This window comes from Alkalihalophilus lindianensis (assembly GCF_032843265.1).
Classification (GTDB): domain Bacteria; phylum Bacillota; class Bacilli; order Bacillales; family Bacillaceae_D; genus Alkalihalophilus; species Alkalihalophilus lindianensis.
The window spans coordinates 407,417-425,150 of the sequence record NZ_JAWJBA010000001.1; the positions used below are offsets into that span (position 1 = coordinate 407,417).

Below are 17,734 nucleotides of genomic sequence, written 5' to 3' on the forward strand. Positions count from 1 at the left end.
TAAAATGGAGCTAATGATTAATGGTGAGAAGCAGGAAGTAGAGGCAAACACATTATTAGATGTGGTTTCTCATTTTAACTTAGAAAGTCATCTCGTTGTAACAGAGGTAGACGGTGAGATTATTGATCGAGATCAATGGGAGCAAACGTCCGTTAAGCCAGAGATGAAAATTGAATTAGTGCATTTTGTGGGGGGAGGTTGATGAATATGAAATCATCAAAACTAGTGATTGCAGGAAAAGAGTTATCTTCTCGTTTCTTTCTTGGAACAGGGCGTTACCCAAATCCATTTATCCAAAATGAAGCGATTCGTATATCAGAAGCAGAGGTTCTTACGTTCGCGATTCGTCGAGTGAACTTAGATGCACCAAGTGAAGATGCAATCTTACAACATTTAGACCAAAATTCATTTACTTACTTACCGAATACCTCAGGTGCGAGTAATGCCGAGGAAGCGATTCGAATTGCAAGACTTGCTAAAGCCTCAGGGATTAGTAATTGGATCAAGGTTGAAATTAGTGCAGACGAGAAAACGCTATTACCCGATCCAATAGAAACACTTAAAGCTACAGAAACGCTTGCGAATGAAGGTTTTGTCGTCCTTCCATATACTTCTGATGATCCGGTTCTTTGTCGTAAATTAGAAGAAGCAGGTGCAGCAGCTGTTATGCCAGGTGGAGCTCCAATTGGAACGGGGCTTGGTGTGCTAAACCCATATAATATTGGACTAATTGCTGAAGAAGCAAATGTTCCAGTAATCGTTGATGCTGGCTTAGGATCGGCTAAAGACATTGTCGAAGTGATGGAGCTTGGTGTAGATGGTGTATTAATGAATACACCAGTTGCAAAAGCGAAAGATCCTGTGAAAATGGCGCATGCAATGAAGCTTGCGATTGAAGCGGGACGTGCTTCTTATGAGGCAGGGCGTATTCCGATGAAAAAGTATGCGACAGCAAGTAGCGGTTATACTTCACTTATTTCTAGATAAATGGCAGGAAGGATCTGAAGGCAAATGAGTCAACAAGTTATCGTGCTCGGAGGCGGTGTCATTGGACTTGCCATTGCTTTTGAGCTTTCAACGAAGGGGCACGAAGTAACGATCTTAGAAAAAGTGCGTTGTGGAGGCCAGGCTTCGGGAGCTGCGGCTGGAATGCTTGCTCCTTATTCCGAAATTGGAGAAGATCCTGATGACTTTTTTAGATTATGCCTGGAAAGTTTAAGAGAGTACCCAATGTGGCAACAAGAGGTGAAAGCCATTAGTGGAGTTGACTTTGAATATACCAATAGTGGTAGTTTGCATGCGGTCTATCATAAGGCAGATTTACTCGGATTAAAAACGAGGCAGTCTTGGCAAAGTGAGTGGGGAGCAAAAGCAGAACTAGTTGATGGCGCACGTCTTCAACAGCTTGAGCCTCTTTTAGCAGATTCAATCATTGGGGCCATGCATTACCCTGAGGAAAGTCATGTGTTTGCACCCGATTATGTAAAGGCTCTTGAAGGAGCATGCCGTGCAAATGGTGTAAAGATTGCTGAGGAGTTAGAATCAGTCGATATTAAAAGCTGGAGAGATGAAATTGAAGTGGTCTCTAAGGCTGGTCAAACGTTTAAAGCAGAGCGAATGGTTATTGCCTCAGGAGCTTGGTCACAAGAGCTTGAAGAAATATTTGATTTAAGAATTCCAGTGTTTCCGATTCGCGGTCAAATTTGTGCGTATGAATTAGGCGAACACAAGGTGAATCATATCATTTATACAAGCCAAGGCTATTTGGTTCCTAAAGCCAACGGCACACTTGTAAATGGAGCGTCAGAGGATATTGCTGGCTTTAAAACGGATGTAACCGAAAAAGGAATTAACCGACTGACAAATTGGAACCATAATATCTTACCATTTTTGAAAAAGACTGACCCATTTCATAGATGGGCAGGGTTAAGGCCTGCGACGCAGGATGGCTATCCGTTAATTGGGGAGCACCCAGAAGCTAGTCATATCGTATTTGCAACAGGTCATTATCGAAATGGTATTCTTCTTAGTCCGATTACTGCAAAAGTAGTTGCAGCCATTATCACCGACGAAAAAACACCGGTTCCTATTGATCTATTTGCCCCCGGGCGATTTACGATTTAAGAGGAACGTTTAGAAAGGAGCATAGAGATGACAATCCCAAAAGTATTAACAATTGCTGGATCAGATAGTGGTGGAGGGGCTGGTATTCAAGCAGATTTAAAAACGTTTCAAGAGCTTGATACATTTGGTATGAGTGCGATCACAGCTCTGACCGCTCAAAACACATTAGGGGTACATGGTGTGTATCCTCAAACCATTGAAGCAATCGAGGCCCAAATAGATGCAGTCCTATCGGATATTGGTGCAGATGCCATTAAAACGGGGATGTTATTTTCAGCTGATATTATTAAGCTTGTCGCTCGCAAGTTGAGACAGTACGAAGCGAAAAATATTGTCGTGGATCCTGTAATGGTTGCAAAAGGAGGAGCTACACTCCTTCAAAATGAGGCAACAGAAGCTTTAATTCATGAATTATTACCGATTGCTACAGTTGTCACACCAAACTTACCAGAAGCAGCAAAGCTTCTTGGGATAAAAGAGATGGAGACGATTGAAGAAATGGAAGCAGCGGCTAGAGACATTTATAAACTAGGACCGAGCTATGTTGTATTAAAGGGTGGTCACCTTAAGAATGGACCTGCAGTTGATCTTTTGTTTGATGGAGAAAGAAGTTATCTTCTTGAAACGGAACGTATCGATACGAAGCATACACATGGAACAGGTTGTACATACGCTGCTGCAATAGCCGCTGAACTCTCAAAAGGAAAGGCCATTAAAGAAGCAGTTCATGTGGCGAAACAATTTATTACAGAAGCGATCAGGCATTCTCTTTCAATCGGAAGTGGCATTGGGCCTACGAATCACCATGCATACAAAGCATGTCAATAAGCGGACAAAAGTCTATTCAATGCGAATAGACTTTTTGTTTTATTGGCCGTTCCTGTATAATAAGAACATCTTCGAACTTCTAGATGAACTGAGGTGGTACGATGGGGATCGTACAATGGAAAGATGTTAGTAATGATCGGTTGAATAATATTTCATTTACCGTATTGGAAAATCAAATTATAACGATAATCGGGCCATCTGGTGCGGGTAAAAGTAGCTTATTGTATATGATGAATCGCCTGGATGACAAGGATAAAGGAACGATATTATTTAAAGGGAAGGCTGTTGAAGATTACCCTATTATTGAATTAAGACAACAAATCGGAATGGTCTTTCAATCACCTGCATTATTTGAGGGTACGGTAAAGGATAATGTGGCGTACGGCCCGCTATTACATAATCGGGACTGGTCAAATGAACAAACAGTAGAACTTTTAGAAGCTGTACATTTACCTGCAGACTTTCTACATAAACCGATAGAAGAGTTGTCAGGTGGAGAACAACAACGAATTGCCTTTTTAAGGACGTTAGCAAATGAACCCGAAATTCTTCTGCTTGATGAAGTAACAAGTGCGCTTGACTTGCGAAATGTAGAACTCATTGAAGACTTTATTCAGATGCTTCAGAAGAAGGGAAAGACGATCTTAATGGTGACTCATGATGTCGAGCAAGCTGAACGACTTGGTGATCAGACTTTCTATTTAGAAAAAGGGGAATTGATCGAAGTAGGGGAGACGAAGGAATTCTTCCGAGAACCGCAAACCGACCGTGCTAAACGATTTTTGTATCGTGATTCAGATGGGGCGGATGAATAATGGCTCCTGAAATATCAACAACGTCGATGTTGTTTTTATTAGTTTTTGTTTTAATACCAGTCTCGCTTTCTTACATGTATGCTCTTAATTTATCAGGGAGTATTACATGGTCCTCTTTTAGAGGGGCAGCGCAGCTATTTTTAATTGGTTATTTATTAACTTTCTTATTTGAGTTGCCTCCTTTAGTTGGGATACCAATCATGCTTACAGTGATGATTACTGTAGCAGGGTTTCATGCAGCTAAAAAAGGCAAGGGAATACCAGGTGTCATTCTCTTAATCTTTGGCATTTTAGTGACTGTTGAGGTTGTAGTACTCTCTATGTGGTTAGGTTTTGGTATGATTGAATTCAATCCAGAACAGGTCATTCCTATGAGTGGAATGGTGATTGGAAATAGCATGGTTGCCATCGGTCTAGCGTTAGAACGAATGAAAAGTGAATTCAATGAAAATCATAGCCGTCTACTTGCTGCACTTTCACTTGGTGCCACACCGAAAGAGGCGACGCAGCCGATTATTAAACGAATCGTGCGTGCTGCAATGATTCCAAATGTTGATGGCTTAAAGACAATTGGACTTGTCCAGCTCCCTGGAATGATGACGGGATTAATATTAGCAGGTGTATCGCCTCACCTTGCTATTCGTTATCAAATTGTCATTTCCTTAAGTATTTTCGTAGCTGTATCCGTTAGTGCAATGCTTGTTACTGTATTGACCTATCGTCGGTTCTTCAATAAAAACCTACAGTTAACAAGAGTGGAGAATGATGGTTCTGTATAGAAAAGAATGAAAAAAGGGGAAGAAGATTAGGATGTTTAATGGAAATAAACTTGTATTGATTTTACCAGCTATTTTGATGGCATTAATGTTTTGGGGTGGCTATCATTTCTTAGGAGAGAATGAAGCGCTAACCCATGAACAATTAGAAGAGGAAATTGAAATAAATGTTGTCGCATCAGAAAGAGGAGAGGATTGGCTGGTTAAAGTGAATTGGGATTGGACTGCGATGCCTGAAGGCGGATTGTACGGTGACGATTATGTCAGCATTACCGTATTGGATGAGTCAGGAAAAGCCAGAGAAGATGTTTCGCTTACACAATCTGAATTAGAATTGATTTATGCCGATGAAATCATTTATCAAACGGAAGGAGAAACCGTTACAAATGGTGTGATCTTTGCCTACCCTAATCAGTTTGATGAGCATAAAAGTTATGGAAATCTAGGACAAGCGGTCATCAGAGTGAATGGGGAGAACATTCAACAAGAAGATATTTCTGTTCAGATGCTTCACACTTGGATCAATCATAGCCCACTAACAAAAGAAGATGCACAATTAACAAACCCTGACTTCAGTGGTGCGATTAATGTTCCGTATTGGCTTGTTTCAGTTACACCATAATGAATTGGTTGTGTGGAGAGGAGGAGGATCTGAATGATGATTCGTGGCTTGTCTTACCAACGGGGTATCTTCTTTATGGGGAAATCACATGTCGCTTGTGCTTACCATGAAAAAGGAAGGTTAAAGAGTTGGATCAAACCGTATGATACGAAGACGATGTTCATTATGCTTAAGCAAATCATTTCTTCGATGCCATGGTGGTTTAAGCTAGTCGTCTTATCCTGGTTGCTAGCTGTATCCGTTCCAAAGATTCCTTTTACTGATTTTCCACAATGGAGTGGGCTGCCATTTTATACACTCATTTACCTCTTGTTTGGCACACATTTTATCTTTCCAAGAAGCTTGAGAAAGTATCATGGCGCAGAACATAAGGTATTCAGTGATCGCGGTGTAAAGCGCCGTGGGAGATTATATAGAATTAAAAAAGCAGCGATTACAAATCGCTATTGTTCAACAAATATTGTTGTGATTTATTTTTTAAGTATGATACTTCTAACGTTTTGTTTAATCGTAATAGGGTTTAGCCTATTTGATGGAGTAATGTATGCATCATACGCAGCGCTACTTTTTATTCCCTTTGGTCAACGATTAATGAAAATAAAATCGTTTCGTTTTTTACGAATGTTTATTCTTAAAATATCTTACTGGCTACAAGTTAAAGTGACGACCGAGGAACCTGAACATAAACATTTAATTTGTGCTATTCAGTCATATAGAATGCTTGCGAAAGAAGAGTTTCCAGAGCATTTATTAACTAGAAGAGCAATTAAGAAAAAGGAGGAGAAGCACATGGCAATTGTAGATGTTACGGTGATTCCAATCGGTACAGAAACCCCAAGTGTGAGTCAATATGTCGCGGAAATTCAACAGGTGTTGGCTAGCTATGAAGGGAAAATCACATTTGAGCTAACCCCAATGAGCACATTAATTGAGGGTGAATTACCTGTATTATTTGAAGTCATTCAAGAAATTCACGAAGTCCCATTTAAACATGGGTTAAAAAGAGTAGCAACAAATATTCGCATAGATGACCGACGTGATAAGGAATCTACTTTGCAAAGTAAACGTAAATCAGTTGAAGCGCGATTAGAGCAAAAAGTAGAGGAATAACATAAAAACGAACCCATAATGGGTTCGTTTTTTTATGTTATAACGTTTTAGTCATTGTGACATGTGGAATACCAGCATCAAGAAATTCACCTGAAATTGTTTCATATCCTAATTTTGAATAAAAAGGAGCAGCGTGCGTTTGAGCATTTAGTCTAGCTTTTGATAAACCAAGAGAGCGAGCCTCATTTTCTATTTTGCTCATTAGGAGACGACCAGCACCGGTACCTCGTATTTCTTTTGCGATACAAATTCGTTCTACTTTTGCAACCTGATCAACAACACGTAAACGACCAGCACCAACCACTTGATCTTCTTGATACATCACAAAGTGAGTAGCAACTTTTTCAAGATCATCTAGTTCTTCTTCTTCAGGAACATGTTGTTCATCGACAAAAACTTTCATTCTAATAGCATAAGCATCTTTTAATTGTGCATCATTCGTTACCTTTAACACATTCATCGTAATTCATTACTCTCCTAATCGAAATGTCTCGTAGACGGTCCATGATCCATTTTCTAGTTGATACATTAATTGCATGCGATCAATCACTTCGTGGTGCTCGACCTTTTTCATTTTCAAGCGACCTACTATGTCAGCCACTTCATCCTTTGATAAGTCTTGCCCAATCGTTACATGTGGAATGAACTTGTATTTTTTATTTTCTTCAAACGGTTCACTATGAAGCTTTTCGTACAAAGCAGTAAGAGTTTTGTGCTCTCTGATTTTGAAGAAAATGGTATTGGATTGTGGTGAAAACGTATCGACCTTGTATACATCAATTTCAACAGGTGATAAATTAGAAGCAATTTCTCTTAACTTTGCTGTAATGTAAGGAAGATTATCATCACTCACTTCAAATGGTTCTTTTACTGTGATATGTGGTGGAATCCACGCATAATGTGAATCATAACGCATACGGAATGAATTCGCTAAATCTTGCAATTTCTTAGCTGGAAATAATGCAATACCATACTTCATCGTCCTCATCCTCCTCAATCTCGTTTTTATTTATCATACAGATTGTTGGTAAAAATGTCTATTGGCTCTTTGTCACCTTTTTTATAGAATTGATATCTCAATTTTTAATCAAAAGGTAAGAGTGTAGTTAGAGCTCGTGGCAAATCTTTTTGCCAATGAGTCCACGTATGATCCCCGTCGAATTCATAATAGCTATATGGAAAACTCTTTTCCTTTAGTAAAGCATGTAATTCACGATTGGGTGTAAGGAAATCAAGTACTCTTCCATCCGTTGTTTTCACGGTTGTTTCCTTCGTGCCGATTACATGATAGATGGAAATGGCTTCTGATTTTTTGCAAGCCGATACTGCATCCAGAACAGTTTCATTTACATATGGAGAATGCATCATGACTTGTCCAAACAAGCTAGGGTATTTGAGTGCTGACATTAAAGAAATGGTAGCTGCTAATGAATCTCCAGCAAGAGTTCGGCTAGCTGCTAATTGATGGGTTGGAAATTTATCATCCAAGTAAGGAACTAATTCATGAGCAAGAAAACGGATATAGGCTTGAGCTTTCTCGCCATCTGGATGGTAGCGCTTACGTCGTTCATCGACACTAGGATAAGGAACACCGACGATAATCAGGTCTCGTAATTCCGCTTCTTCAATTAAGTCTTCTACTTGTCTTGGAATACGCCCTAATTGAAAGTAATCATTTCCATCTTGGCAAATAAGTAAGTCATATGACTTTAGTGGTGTGAAGTTTGGTGGTGTATAAAATAATAATTTTTGCTCTGTTTCTAAATATTCACTTGTAAATAATTCTTCAGATAATGTACCTTCATATGGTCTCGCCATTCTATGCCAATCCTTTCTGTCTAGCTAAGTTGATTCTTCTATTTTAACATAAGTTGTGTTGAAAAACCTTTTCAAGGAATCGGGTTCTACTTCAACAAAGCAAAATGAATGACTGTTCTGGAAATTATGATAAGATAGAAAAAAGAGGAGGGTTCAACATGAAAATACCGGTACATTGTGAAGTTATTGAACAAGCTGCTAGAGAGAAATTAAAAGAACGTGGGGTAACAATTGAAGATATCGCGAAGATTGTATATGATCTTCAGCTTCCATATAATTCAGAGCTAACATTTGAAGAATGCTATGAAAGTGCAGATGCTGTCCTTCTGAAAAGAGAGATTCAACATGCCATTCTAGTAGGGATTGAATTAGATGTTTTAGCGGAGAAGAAACAACTCTCAGAGCCACTCCAATCGTTAATTGAATCAGACGAAGGCTTGTTTGGTGTCGATGAAACGATCGCATTAGGGTCTGTTTTTGGATTTGGAAGTATAGCTGTGACAACGTTTGGCTATCTTGATAAACAAAAAGTAGGTATTATCCATGAACTTGATAATCGTAAACCAGAGATACATACATTCCTTGATGACCTTGTTGCAAGTATTGCAGCAAGTGCAGCAGCAAGACTTGCTCACAGACTACGTGATAAACAGGAAAATCGTCGCTTAGAAGATATTAAGAAACGTGAAGATGAAGAATTAATTGGATAAGACTGAACGATTAGGACGCCTAGCATAAAATTTGTTAGGCGTTTTTTCTCGAAAAAATTGAGCTTCCTTTTTTGATTAAGTATAATAGAAGAAATTGGATGAAAGAAGGTTTGCGCTAGTTATGAAATCGTTGCCGAAGTGGATCTATTATAAACAAACGTTTCGTACTAAATTTCAAGCTGGCTGTATCAAGGCAAAGCTTGAAGACAATTGGGTAAATGGGTATGAGATTGGTCCTTTAGTAGAGGTTCGTAAACTAAAAACGAATAAATACATTGTTCGCTATACGTATGATGAAAAAATGTAAAAAACGAGCAAAGACTCAATTTGAGTCTTTGCTCGTTTTGTTTTAGTAAGACGAAGAGTTTTGATTTGTCATGTTTTCAGGGCGAACCCATTTATCAAAATCTTCAGCTGTAATATAACCTGTCTCTAAAGCTGCATCTTTTAATGTAAGATTCTCTTGAAAAGCGAGTTTCGCAATTTTAGCTGCTTTTTCGTAGCCGATATGTGGATTTAAGGCTGTAATTAACATAAGCGAATTATTCAAATGATCTTTCATTTTTTCTTCGTTTATCTCTAAACCAGCTAAACAACGTTCATGGAAACTAGCCATACCATCACGTAATAATTCAATCGATTGCAACACATTGTAGATGATAACTGGTTTGAACACATTTAATTGAAAGTGGCCCTGACTAGCAGCGAACCCAACGGTTGTATCATTTCCGAACACTTGGGCACATACCATCGTTAATGCTTCAGCTTGAGTCGGATTTACTTTACCAGGCATAATCGAGCTTCCTGGTTCATTGATCGGTAATTGATACTCTCCAATTCCAGAACGTGGACCTGAGGCGAGGAGGCGAATATCGCTAGCCATTTTAAAAAGGTTTGCAGCCAGTCCTTTCAGGTTTCCATGTAAACCAACTAGTGCATCGTGACTGGTCAAACCATGGAAATAGTTTGTAGATGCTTTGAATAACGTTCCTAATTGTGTTTCAAGTTGTTCACTTACGGCTTCCCCAAACCCATTTGGTGCATTCAAGCCAGTCCCAACTGCTGTCCCGCCGATTGTTAAAATTCGGACATGTTCAAGGCTTTCTTCAATCATTTTTTTACTCGTCTCAAGCATATGGCGCCATCCGCTAATTTCTTGAGCAACTGTGAGTGGAGTCGCATCTTGAAGGTGGGTACGTCCAATCTTTACAACCTGATTAAATTCATTTTCTTTTTGTTTGCATGTATCAATCATTTTATCGAGTTCTTGATAAAGAGTTTTCTCCACTGCAATAACAGTCGCTATATGCATCGCAGTGGGGAAGGTGTCATTCGAACTTTGGGAACGGTTCACATCATCATTTGGATGAATGAGGTCACTTTCAGACTCATTTGCCAAACGAGCGATCACTTCATTTACATTCATATTTGATTGTGTTCCACTGCCGGTTTGCCATACAACTAGAGGAAAGTGCTTACTAGCATTTTGTTCAAGCAAGCGTTGAATAGCATGAATGATTGCAGAAGCTTTTTTCTCAGCAAGGGCACCGACACGTTGATTGACAACAGCACACGCTTTTTTTAATTCGAGAAAAGCTGTAATCATTTCACTTGGAATTTTTTCTTTACCGATTGGGAAATTTTCAAGACTTCTTTGGGTTTGAGCACCCCAAAGCTTATCCTCTTCTACATACATTTCTCCTAGTGTATCTCGTTCTACACGTTTACTCATTTAAAAAACTCCCTTCTACTCTATTAAGATGTTCAAAAAAAGTGCTTCTTCATACATACCCCAAATGAGAGAATATAATTGATACAATTTAAACTGTGATTTCTATTTACTTTTTTTAAGCAAGTTGATATAGTAAGGAAGAAGTTCGGACGTCTGACAACTAGACGAACATTTGCAAAATTCGACACCGCTTTCATACCACTATATCTAATCAGTAAGCGTTTTCAAGGATGCTTTTTGAACCTATATACATAGAGGAAGTGTTCATGAAGCATGCTAAAGACGTTGATCATTCGGTATTGCATGAAGGCGTTTTCTTTTGGAATAGGATGTATATTCGTCTGGCGATTTGAGTGTTATACTCACAAAAAAATGAAAATGAGGTGCGATTGATATGAATTTTTTATGGGGAATGGTTGGGATTATAACGGTCTTTGCGGTTGCTTATCTTTTGTCTTCAAATCGTAAAGCAATCCGCCCGCGGACAATATTAGGTGGACTAGCTATCCAAGTCTTCTTCGCTATAATTGTCTTAAAAACGACAATTGGTCAAAATGCGCTGCAAGGATTAACCGAAGGTGTCCAATGGATCATTAGTGCAGCAAACGAAGGAATTGACTTTGTGTTTGGTGGGTTCTTCGATGGAACTGGAGTAGAATTTGTTTTTGCTATTAATGTTCTCTCGGTCGTTATTTTCTTCTCTGCTCTTATTTCAGTCCTATACTATATTGGAGTTATGCAATTCGTTATTAAATTTATTGGTGGAGGACTTGCGAAGTTGCTTGGTACATCTAAGACTGAGTCAATGTCAGCCGCAGCTAACATTTTTGTTGGCCAAACGGAAGCACCACTTATTGTTAAGCCTTACTTAAATAAAATGTCTCAATCAGAATTATTTGCCGTTATGACAGGAGGACTTGCCTCTGTTGCGGGTTCCGTATTAATTGGGTACGCATTGCTTGGTGTCCCGCTTGAATACTTATTAGCAGCTAGTTTCATGGCAGCACCAGCTGGTTTGATCATGGCGAAAATGATTGTGCCAGAAACTGAACGTACAACAAATGCGGTAGACGATTTCGAATTAGCTAAAGATGAAGATACTGTAAATATTATTGACGCGGCTGCAAAAGGGGCAAGCACTGGGCTAACCCTTGCGTTAAACATCGCTGCTATGCTTATTGCATTTGTTGCGTTGATTGCTTTAATTAATGGTCTTCTTTCATTCCTCGGTGGTTTCGCGGGATTTGAACAGTTGTCACTTGAATTGATTCTTGGTTATGTCTTTGCCCCATTAGCCTTTTTAATCGGTGTACCTTGGGATGAGGCTGTAATGGCAGGTAGCTTTATCGGTCAAAAGCTTGTCGTCAATGAATTTGTGGCCTACTTATCATTTGCACCTGAGATTGAAAACTTAAGTGAAAAAGCGGTTATTGTGATCAGTTTTGCACTTTGTGGCTTTGCGAACCTTTCCTCACTCGGTATTTTGCTTGGTGGTCTGGGTAAGCTTGCACCAGAACGTCGTGGAGACATCGCTCGTTTAGGTCTTCGTGCAGTAGCAGCTGGTATGCTTGCATCATTACTAAGTGCAGCAATCGCTGGTATGTTAATTTAATTATTTACGATCAATCTGTACATTAGCCTTCATGGCAAATGTACAGATTTTTTTGTTTGAAACCTTTTATTGACAATTGAGGAAAGCTTACATATACTAACTGTAATAAGTGTATTACTTGGTGTAGTACACTCAAGACACTAAGGTGGTGAGTAAATGTTCTTAACTATTAATCCGAAGAGTCAAACACCGCTTTATGAGCAAATCGTACAGCAAGTGAAAGAATTGATTGCAAAAGGAATTCTTGAAGAGGGGGAGCAGTTGCCGTCGGTTCGCGAGCTAGCTGCGCAAATTGTAATGAATCCTAATACAGTCAGTAAGGCGTACAAAGAATTAGAGCGTCAAGATGTCATTGTTACGGTAAGGGGAAAAGGGACGTTTGTGGCACAAGCATCAGAGAGAGCGATTGATCCTAGACAACGGAAAATCATTCAAGATCAGTTAAATAAACTCGTCGTTGAAGCTAACTATGCCAACGTTACAAAAGAGGAAATGATTGAATGGGTTGAAAAAGAATTTAAAGCTTTAGGGGGAACTCGTCATGCTGATTAAGGGTGTATCAAAAACAATTAAACAAAAGCCAATATTAAAAGGTATTACATTTGAAGTTGAACCAGGAAAGGTCACTGGGTTAATCGGACGAAACGGCGCAGGAAAAACGACGTTACTACAGCTAATGGTTGGCATTCTAACTCCGGAGGCAGGAGACATCCAGTTAAATGAACAAAGTATATATTCTAACCCTGAAGTGAAACAAGATATTGTCTTTGTTCCTGATTCTCCAGAAGCACTCAAATCTTACTCGATTAAAGAGATTTGTCAGCTCTACAAAGACATTTATCCAAAGTTTGATGAAGAATTATTTTATTCCTTACTTGACCGCTTCACCTTGCCGAAGAATGGGAAGGTTGGGTCTTTCTCTAAAGGGATGAAAGCTTTATTCGCTCTTATATTAGCGTTTTCTACAAAAGCGACATATATTTTACTCGATGAGCCAACCGATGGGCTTGATGTGATTGTGAAAAAACGAATTCTTCAATTTATTATTGAAGCCGTAGCAGATTTTAATGTGGCTGTTGTCATCTCTTCTCACCGATTGGATGAACTCGAGTACCTTGCGGATACGATTATCATGCTAAAAGAAGGTGAAGTCTCTGAAACTTATTCGCTCGATACAATTAAAGAATCCTACAAGAAAGTTCAGGTTGTCTTTCCACATGGAATGCCTGATACAGTGAAGAATCTAGGAACGGTCATCGGTGAAACTGGGAAAGTATATGTCCTTATTTTTGAAGATGAAACAAATCTAGGAATTGAGAAGATAAAGGAAGCACATCCACTTTATATGGAAGAGTTACCACTGACACTTGAGGACTTATTCGTTGCTAAACTAGGAGGTGAGCAGTTTGTCGGTTAAAGGGTTGATTCGAAAAGAGTGGAAGCAGTCAAGAGCGATTTTACTGATGATTGCGTTATTATTTCTGTTTCATTTCCCGATTCGTGCAATGGTTAGCTTAGAAAATTGGCGAGAAGAAATTAGGTTAAATCCAACGGAAGCGATGGAGTATCTAGCGTGGTCGGTTCATAGTTCGTTAGGGATGAGCGTATTTTCAATTGGTATCCTTATTTTACTTGTCACATTAGCAGTTCAATTGATTGGTTCTGAACGCAGTACGAGGCGACAAGATTTTGCTTTTGCCTTGCCATATAAAAGACGAATGATGTTTTTTGTAAAGTGGGTAATAGGAGTGGTGCCTACCAGTGTTATTTATTCTCTTACATTCGCTTGCACTTATTTACTAGTAAATAGCTCTGAATTTGGCTTCCATTTAGAAGGAGTCAATATCGCTAAAGCTTATTTCTTACCTCTATTAGGTTTTGTCGCAACATATAGTTTCACTTTATTGATTGGAACCATTACAGGGGAAATGATTTCACAAATAGCATTAACCTTTATTTTTACTATTTTCCCAGTTGGAATTTTGCTATTACTCGGATACTTTTTTGATATTAACTTCAACAATGGTTTCTTATTAGGAAGAATGTCTGAAGAAGCTGCAAGGTTCATATGGCCAATCTATACTGTTTACAATCCTACAACAGCTATGGGAGATTCTGAATTTATGAGTGTATGGGTTCCGGCTGTGGCAATCATTGTCTTTCTTGTCCTTGGTCAATGGTTGTATGAACGGAATCATAGTGAATACAACGGAGAGTTTCTGATATTCAAACAACTTGAACCGTTTTTTCGCGTCGGTATTATTGTTTGCTTTGCATTACTTGGAGGAATGGTTGGTTCTGGATTAGTTCCATGGAGCTTGCAAAGTGGTGGTGCTTTAATGGTAGTGTTTTACTGGGTAGGGGCTTCCATCTTTACCTACTTGAGTTATTTATTAACCAAGCGTTTATTCTCGATGAACATCACCATAAAAGGAAAGTAGAGTAAAAGCACATCTCCTGGTCGAGATGTGCTTTCTTTTTAGGCTTGAAACAATTTTAAATAGGCTGCGTATCCTTCTTTCTCAAGCTCTGCTTTAGGGACAAAACGAAGGGCCGCAGAATTAATACAATAGCGTAGTCCATTAGGTTCAGGTCCGTCATTAAACACATGGCCTAAGTGAGAGTCTGCTTCTTTACTACGTACTTCTGTGCGAACCATAAAGTGTGATCGATCTTCTTTTTCGATTACTTCTTCATCAACAATTGGCTTAATAAAGCTTGGCCAGCCACAGCCAGCATCGTACTTATCTAAGGAGCTAAATAATGGTTTGCCAGAAACGATGTCTACATAAATGCCGTCATCCTCGACCTTATAATATTCATTGCGAAATGGTGGTTCGGTTCCATTATTCTGTGTCACTTCAAATTGCATAGGGGTTAGTCGTTTTTTCAGCTCATCTTTATTTACACTCATCTTATGCATCCTCCCAGTTGTTTTTGATAAAGGCTGATCGTCCTGAGCCTTTTTGATACATCATATAATGAAAAGGATTTTTCTTGTAATAGTCTTGGTGATACTCTTCGGCAGGGTAAAATGGCTTAGCGGGAAGTATTTCTACTGCAATTGGTTTATTAAAACGACCACTTGAATGTAATTCCACTTTTGATTTTTCAGCGATTTCTTTTTGCTCTACATCATGATAAAAAATCGCTGGTCGGTAGGAGTTTCCGCGGTCATGAAATTGTCCACCTGCATCGGTTGGGTCAATTTGTTGCCAAAAGATCTCGACTAGTTGTTTGTACGTAAATTTAGTTGGATCATACATAATTTCCACAGCTTCATAATGTCCAGTTGTCTCAGAACATACTTCTTTATAAGTGGGGTTTTTAGTGTGGCCCCCTGTATAACCTGATATGACGGATTCTATGCCATCATAGGTGTCGAATGGCTTAACCATACACCAGAAACAACCCCCGGCAAATGTTGCTTTTTTAAAAGAATCGTTCATCCTGCAACACCCCTTAATCTTAATAATTCTTAGTATATCATGATGCACATGTTGCTGACTTGTGATACGCCTAAAGGTTGTTAAATAGTGAAAATTTCATCAATCATGCCTAAAGCTAGGTATTATTTGTGCATAATAAATTTTTCTTCTCACTACATGGAAACCATGCTAATATATAATCTTGGCGCTGTTTCTTGAAACTGACGCTGGGTGGGAGAGGGATTCAACGAAAAGAGTTGAATGTTAATAATGAAAGGGGTATTTGAACGGTTTGATTTAGATGGTCATAATACGACCATCAAACGTGAGGTGACAGCTGGACTGGTGTCCTTTTTAACGATTGTTTATATCGTAGCTGTTAATGGCGTCATTTTAGCTGACGCAGGGATTCCACTTGAGGCAGCCATCGTGGCAACGATTGTCACGTCCTTAGTAGGCTGTGTTTTGATGGGGTTTTGGAGTAACGCACCAATTATATTGGTCCCAGGTATGGGAGTAAATGCTTTATTCACGTATACGTTCGTCCATGCACTTGGACTATCGTGGCAAGAAGCGCTTGCTGCTGTTTTTGTTTCTGGATTGGTTTTTATTGTGATTGCTTTTACAAAGCTTGCACCGATCTTAAGTGCGGCGATTCCTCAATCGTTGAAAGAAGCAATAACAGTCGGAATTGGATTGTTTTTAACCTTTATTGGCTTACAAAAAGGTGGTTTGATTCAAGCGAATGAAGAGACGTTTATCTCTGTCGCTCACCTAGGGGACCCGCTACCTTTAGCTACGATCCTAACGCTTATTATAGCTGTTGTTTTATTCGTACGAGGCGTTCCGGGTAATTTTTTGATTACGATGGTAGCTGGGTCGATACTTGCTTACTTTATTGGTGTTAGACCTAATCAAAATACTTCAGGGGACTTCTCGCTCGCTAGCTACGGTTCGTTGTTTGGAGAACTTTCCTTTGGAGGAATAGCTACTCTAGCTTTTTGGATTGCGGTGTTCTCAATGACTATGGTTCTTGTATTTGAAAATCTTGGACTGATTCATGGCCATTTGCAAATGACGGGTCACCCCGAAAAAGCGAATAAAGCATTAAGAGCTAATGCCGTTTCTGCACTTTCATCTGGTTTATTTGGCACAAGCCCGACGGTTTCGACGGTTGAAACAGCAGCAGGTGTCTCTGCTGGTGGACGTACTGGTTTAACGGCGATTGTAACAGGCTTATTATTTGGGGTTACATTGTTTATGATTCCTCTTATAACCGCTGTGCCAGATAGTGCAATTGCCCCAATCTTACTTGTCGTTGGCGGATTGATGGTTCAAAACATTAAATCGATTCCGTTTCATGATTTTTCAGAGGGGTTTCCAGCCTTTTTAGTGCTTGCCCTCATTCCTTTAACATATAGTATTGCAGAAGGAATGGCATTCGGCTTCATCGCTTATCCCATTTTAAAGATGGCAATTGGGAAGGCGAAAGAGGTGCCAGTGCCACTTTATTTCATTGCCAGCTTGTTTTTGGTTCATATGATTCTCCATTCAGTTGGTGGGTAACACTGGGCTAGATTCCTGTAAAGGGATCTAGCTTTTTTGCGTAAGTTAGTGATTTGATCTACACTAATGTTAAAAAGGAGCGTTTTTAAATGATAAAGCGTTGTAAGTGGTGTAAGGATGATCCTCTTATGATAAAGTATCACGATGAGGAATGGGGAAGACGAGTAAAGGAAGATCGAAAGTTGTTTGAAGCACTTACGCTTGAAGTCTTTCAAGCTGGTTTGAGCTGGAGAACAGTGCTTTATAAGCGTGAACAATTTCGAGTGCGATTTTATCAATTTAATTTAGAAAGGGTGGCAGGACTAACTGAAAAGGATGTAGAGCGACTATTGCAAGATCCAGGAATTATACGCCATCGTAAAAAAATGGAAGCGACGATTGAAAATGCTCAACGTATAGTACGAATCGTTGAATCTGAGGGTAGTTTTTATCAATGGATGAAACAACTCCCCAAAGACCAAGAACAAGCTTGTAAAATAGTTAAAAATCAATTTAAACATGTTGGTATCACCACAGCAGAGAGCTTCATAATAGCAGTAGGTGTTCTACCAACTCCTCATGATGAACAGTGCTTTCTCCATAATTAATAAAGA

Annotated in this window: 22 protein-coding genes and 1 pseudogene; 17 read left to right on the plus strand and 6 right to left on the minus strand. The window is 39.2% G+C overall.

Features of this window, described 5'->3' with window-relative positions; all coding sequences use genetic code 11:
- Window positions 1-4: 4 nt before the first annotated feature.
- The 9 genes and pseudogenes from thiS to RYX56_RS02320 all read left to right on the plus strand — a co-directional run bounded on the left by thiS (window position 5) and on the right by RYX56_RS02320 (window position 6,275).
- Window positions 5-202 carry a sulfur carrier protein ThiS gene (gene thiS, locus RYX56_RS02280; RefSeq protein WP_317120516.1) on the plus strand — a complete coding sequence of 66 codons (198 nt, stop codon included), beginning with the start codon at window positions 5-7 and terminating at the stop codon, window positions 200-202.
- A gap of 5 nt (window positions 203-207) precedes the next feature.
- Window positions 208-987 (plus strand): thiazole synthase, encoded by a 780-nt coding sequence (locus RYX56_RS02285; RefSeq protein WP_317120517.1) that lies wholly within the window; start codon window positions 208-210, stop codon window positions 985-987.
- A gap of 24 nt (window positions 988-1,011) precedes the next feature.
- A complete protein-coding gene (gene thiO, locus RYX56_RS02290) occupies window positions 1,012-2,124 on the plus strand; it encodes a glycine oxidase ThiO (RefSeq protein WP_317120518.1) in 1,113 nt (370 codons plus the stop codon).
- A gap of 27 nt (window positions 2,125-2,151) precedes the next feature.
- The gene (gene thiD / locus RYX56_RS02295) at window positions 2,152-2,952 is read left to right on the plus strand and encodes a bifunctional hydroxymethylpyrimidine kinase/phosphomethylpyrimidine kinase (RefSeq protein ID WP_317120519.1); all 801 of its coding nucleotides are present in this window, start codon (window positions 2,152-2,154) and stop codon (window positions 2,950-2,952) included.
- A gap of 101 nt (window positions 2,953-3,053) precedes the next feature.
- Window positions 3,054-3,767, plus strand: a complete 714-nt coding sequence (locus RYX56_RS02300) for an ABC transporter ATP-binding protein (protein WP_317120520.1) — start codon at window positions 3,054-3,056, stop codon at window positions 3,765-3,767.
- Window positions 3,767-4,546 carry an ABC transporter permease gene (locus tag RYX56_RS02305; protein WP_317120521.1) on the plus strand — a complete coding sequence of 260 codons (780 nt, stop codon included), beginning with the start codon at window positions 3,767-3,769 and terminating at the stop codon, window positions 4,544-4,546. The genes RYX56_RS02300 and RYX56_RS02305 overlap by 1 nt, the downstream gene beginning before the upstream one ends.
- 31 nt (window positions 4,547-4,577) lie before the next feature.
- Window positions 4,578-5,165: a hypothetical protein gene (locus RYX56_RS02310; protein ID WP_317120522.1), complete on the plus strand. Its 588-nt coding sequence runs from the start codon at window positions 4,578-4,580 to the stop codon at window positions 5,163-5,165.
- A gap of 36 nt (window positions 5,166-5,201) precedes the next feature.
- Window positions 5,202-5,879, plus strand: a pseudogene (locus tag RYX56_RS02315) (DUF1385 domain-containing protein); the annotation flags it as partial.
- 75 nt (window positions 5,880-5,954) lie between these two features.
- Entirely contained in the window at window positions 5,955-6,275 is a 321-nt protein-coding gene (locus RYX56_RS02320; protein WP_317121292.1) for an MTH1187 family thiamine-binding protein, read from the plus strand.
- 37 nt (window positions 6,276-6,312) lie between these two features.
- Here RYX56_RS02320 and RYX56_RS02325 read toward each other — a convergent pair whose 3' ends face one another.
- From RYX56_RS02325 to RYX56_RS02335, 3 genes are all read right to left on the minus strand, one after another.
- Window positions 6,313-6,735 (minus strand): GNAT family N-acetyltransferase, encoded by a 423-nt coding sequence (locus RYX56_RS02325; RefSeq protein ID WP_317120523.1) that lies wholly within the window; start codon window positions 6,733-6,735, stop codon window positions 6,313-6,315.
- Between the two features lie 9 nt (window positions 6,736-6,744).
- Entirely contained in the window at window positions 6,745-7,254 is a 510-nt protein-coding gene (locus RYX56_RS02330; protein ID WP_317120524.1) for a YjcG family protein, read from the minus strand.
- 104 nt (window positions 7,255-7,358) lie between these two features.
- Window positions 7,359-8,093, minus strand: a complete 735-nt coding sequence (locus tag RYX56_RS02335; RefSeq protein ID WP_317120525.1) for an esterase family protein — start codon at window positions 8,091-8,093, stop codon at window positions 7,359-7,361.
- A 158-nt stretch (window positions 8,094-8,251) separates the two neighbouring features.
- On the opposite strand from RYX56_RS02335, the gene RYX56_RS02340 reads away from it, so the two are divergent.
- Together RYX56_RS02340 and RYX56_RS02345 are read left to right on the plus strand one after the other, a co-directional pair.
- The gene (locus RYX56_RS02340; protein WP_317120526.1) at window positions 8,252-8,803 is read left to right on the plus strand and encodes a phosphatidylglycerophosphatase A family protein; all 552 of its coding nucleotides are present in this window, start codon (window positions 8,252-8,254) and stop codon (window positions 8,801-8,803) included.
- Between the two features lie 121 nt (window positions 8,804-8,924).
- Window positions 8,925-9,110: a hypothetical protein gene (locus RYX56_RS02345; RefSeq protein ID WP_317120527.1), complete on the plus strand. Its 186-nt coding sequence runs from the start codon at window positions 8,925-8,927 to the stop codon at window positions 9,108-9,110.
- A gap of 42 nt (window positions 9,111-9,152) precedes the next feature.
- Here RYX56_RS02345 and fumC read toward each other — a convergent pair whose 3' ends face one another.
- Window positions 9,153-10,535, minus strand: coding sequence for a class II fumarate hydratase (fumC, locus tag RYX56_RS02350; RefSeq protein ID WP_317120528.1), 1,383 nt, complete (start codon window positions 10,533-10,535; stop codon window positions 9,153-9,155).
- Between the two features lie 394 nt (window positions 10,536-10,929).
- Between fumC and RYX56_RS02355 the strand changes: the two genes are divergently transcribed.
- The 4 genes from RYX56_RS02355 to RYX56_RS02370 all read left to right on the plus strand — a co-directional run bounded on the left by RYX56_RS02355 (window position 10,930) and on the right by RYX56_RS02370 (window position 14,588).
- Complete coding sequence (locus tag RYX56_RS02355; RefSeq protein WP_317120529.1) at window positions 10,930-12,147, plus strand: NupC/NupG family nucleoside CNT transporter; 1,218 nt, start codon at window positions 10,930-10,932, stop codon at window positions 12,145-12,147.
- 156 nt (window positions 12,148-12,303) lie between these two features.
- Entirely contained in the window at window positions 12,304-12,699 is a 396-nt protein-coding gene (locus RYX56_RS02360) for a GntR family transcriptional regulator (RefSeq protein WP_317120530.1), read from the plus strand.
- Window positions 12,689-13,564 (plus strand): ABC transporter ATP-binding protein, encoded by an 876-nt coding sequence (locus RYX56_RS02365; RefSeq protein ID WP_317120531.1) that lies wholly within the window; start codon window positions 12,689-12,691, stop codon window positions 13,562-13,564. Before RYX56_RS02360 ends, RYX56_RS02365 begins: the two co-directional genes overlap by 11 nt.
- Complete coding sequence (locus RYX56_RS02370; protein WP_317120532.1) at window positions 13,554-14,588, plus strand: hypothetical protein; 1,035 nt, start codon at window positions 13,554-13,556, stop codon at window positions 14,586-14,588. Before RYX56_RS02365 ends, RYX56_RS02370 begins: the two co-directional genes overlap by 11 nt.
- Before the next feature lie 38 nt (window positions 14,589-14,626).
- On the opposite strand, the gene msrB is transcribed toward RYX56_RS02370, so the two are convergent.
- The gene (gene msrB, locus RYX56_RS02375; RefSeq protein ID WP_317120533.1) at window positions 14,627-15,061 is read right to left on the minus strand and encodes a peptide-methionine (R)-S-oxide reductase MsrB; all 435 of its coding nucleotides are present in this window, start codon (window positions 15,059-15,061) and stop codon (window positions 14,627-14,629) included.
- Between the two features lies 1 nt (window position 15,062).
- A complete protein-coding gene (gene msrA, locus RYX56_RS02380; RefSeq protein WP_317120534.1) occupies window positions 15,063-15,596 on the minus strand; it encodes a peptide-methionine (S)-S-oxide reductase MsrA in 534 nt (177 codons plus the stop codon).
- A 249-nt stretch (window positions 15,597-15,845) separates the two neighbouring features.
- Between msrA and RYX56_RS02385 the strand changes: the two genes are divergently transcribed.
- A complete protein-coding gene (locus tag RYX56_RS02385) occupies window positions 15,846-17,141 on the plus strand; it encodes an NCS2 family permease (RefSeq protein ID WP_317120535.1) in 1,296 nt (431 codons plus the stop codon).
- A gap of 89 nt (window positions 17,142-17,230) precedes the next feature.
- On the plus strand, window positions 17,231-17,728 hold the full coding sequence (locus RYX56_RS02390) for a DNA-3-methyladenine glycosylase I (protein WP_317120536.1): 498 nt from the start codon (window positions 17,231-17,233) through the stop codon (window positions 17,726-17,728).
- Window positions 17,729-17,734 lie beyond the last annotated feature (6 nt).

Excerpts from the sequence above, each read along its gene's own strand:
- thiS (WP_317120516.1), top strand. The coding sequence starts at position 5 with ATGGAGCTAATGATTAATGGTGAGAAGCAGGAAGTAGAGGCAAACACA.
- RYX56_RS02345 (WP_317120527.1), top strand. The coding sequence starts at position 8,925 with ATGAAATCGTTGCCGAAGTGGATCTATTATAAACAAACGTTTCGTACT.
- fumC (WP_317120528.1), bottom strand. The coding sequence starts at position 10,535 with ATGAGTAAACGTGTAGAACGAGATACACTAGGAGAAATGTATGTAGAA.
- RYX56_RS02385 (WP_317120535.1), top strand. The coding sequence starts at position 15,846 with ATGAAAGGGGTATTTGAACGGTTTGATTTAGATGGTCATAATACGACC.
- RYX56_RS02340 (WP_317120526.1), top strand. The coding sequence starts at position 8,252 with ATGAAAATACCGGTACATTGTGAAGTTATTGAACAAGCTGCTAGAGAG.
- RYX56_RS02355 (WP_317120529.1), top strand. The coding sequence starts at position 10,930 with ATGAATTTTTTATGGGGAATGGTTGGGATTATAACGGTCTTTGCGGTT.
- RYX56_RS02300 (WP_317120520.1), top strand. The coding sequence starts at position 3,054 with ATGGGGATCGTACAATGGAAAGATGTTAGTAATGATCGGTTGAATAAT.
- RYX56_RS02325 (WP_317120523.1), bottom strand. The coding sequence starts at position 6,735 with ATGAATGTGTTAAAGGTAACGAATGATGCACAATTAAAAGATGCTTAT.
- RYX56_RS02330 (WP_317120524.1), bottom strand. The coding sequence starts at position 7,254 with ATGAAGTATGGTATTGCATTATTTCCAGCTAAGAAATTGCAAGATTTA.
- thiO (WP_317120518.1), top strand. The coding sequence starts at position 1,012 with ATGAGTCAACAAGTTATCGTGCTCGGAGGCGGTGTCATTGGACTTGCC.
- RYX56_RS02365 (WP_317120531.1), top strand. The coding sequence starts at position 12,689 with ATGCTGATTAAGGGTGTATCAAAAACAATTAAACAAAAGCCAATATTA.
- thiD (WP_317120519.1), top strand. The coding sequence starts at position 2,152 with ATGACAATCCCAAAAGTATTAACAATTGCTGGATCAGATAGTGGTGGA.
- RYX56_RS02360 (WP_317120530.1), top strand. The coding sequence starts at position 12,304 with ATGTTCTTAACTATTAATCCGAAGAGTCAAACACCGCTTTATGAGCAA.
- RYX56_RS02305 (WP_317120521.1), top strand. The coding sequence starts at position 3,767 with ATGGCTCCTGAAATATCAACAACGTCGATGTTGTTTTTATTAGTTTTT.
- RYX56_RS02310 (WP_317120522.1), top strand. The coding sequence starts at position 4,578 with ATGTTTAATGGAAATAAACTTGTATTGATTTTACCAGCTATTTTGATG.
- RYX56_RS02390 (WP_317120536.1), top strand. The coding sequence starts at position 17,231 with ATGATAAAGCGTTGTAAGTGGTGTAAGGATGATCCTCTTATGATAAAG.
- RYX56_RS02285 (WP_317120517.1), top strand. The coding sequence starts at position 208 with ATGAAATCATCAAAACTAGTGATTGCAGGAAAAGAGTTATCTTCTCGT.
- msrA (WP_317120534.1), bottom strand. The coding sequence starts at position 15,596 with ATGAACGATTCTTTTAAAAAAGCAACATTTGCCGGGGGTTGTTTCTGG.
- RYX56_RS02320 (WP_317121292.1), top strand. The coding sequence starts at position 5,955 with ATGGCAATTGTAGATGTTACGGTGATTCCAATCGGTACAGAAACCCCA.
- msrB (WP_317120533.1), bottom strand. The coding sequence starts at position 15,061 with ATGAGTGTAAATAAAGATGAGCTGAAAAAACGACTAACCCCTATGCAA.
- RYX56_RS02335 (WP_317120525.1), bottom strand. The coding sequence starts at position 8,093 with ATGGCGAGACCATATGAAGGTACATTATCTGAAGAATTATTTACAAGT.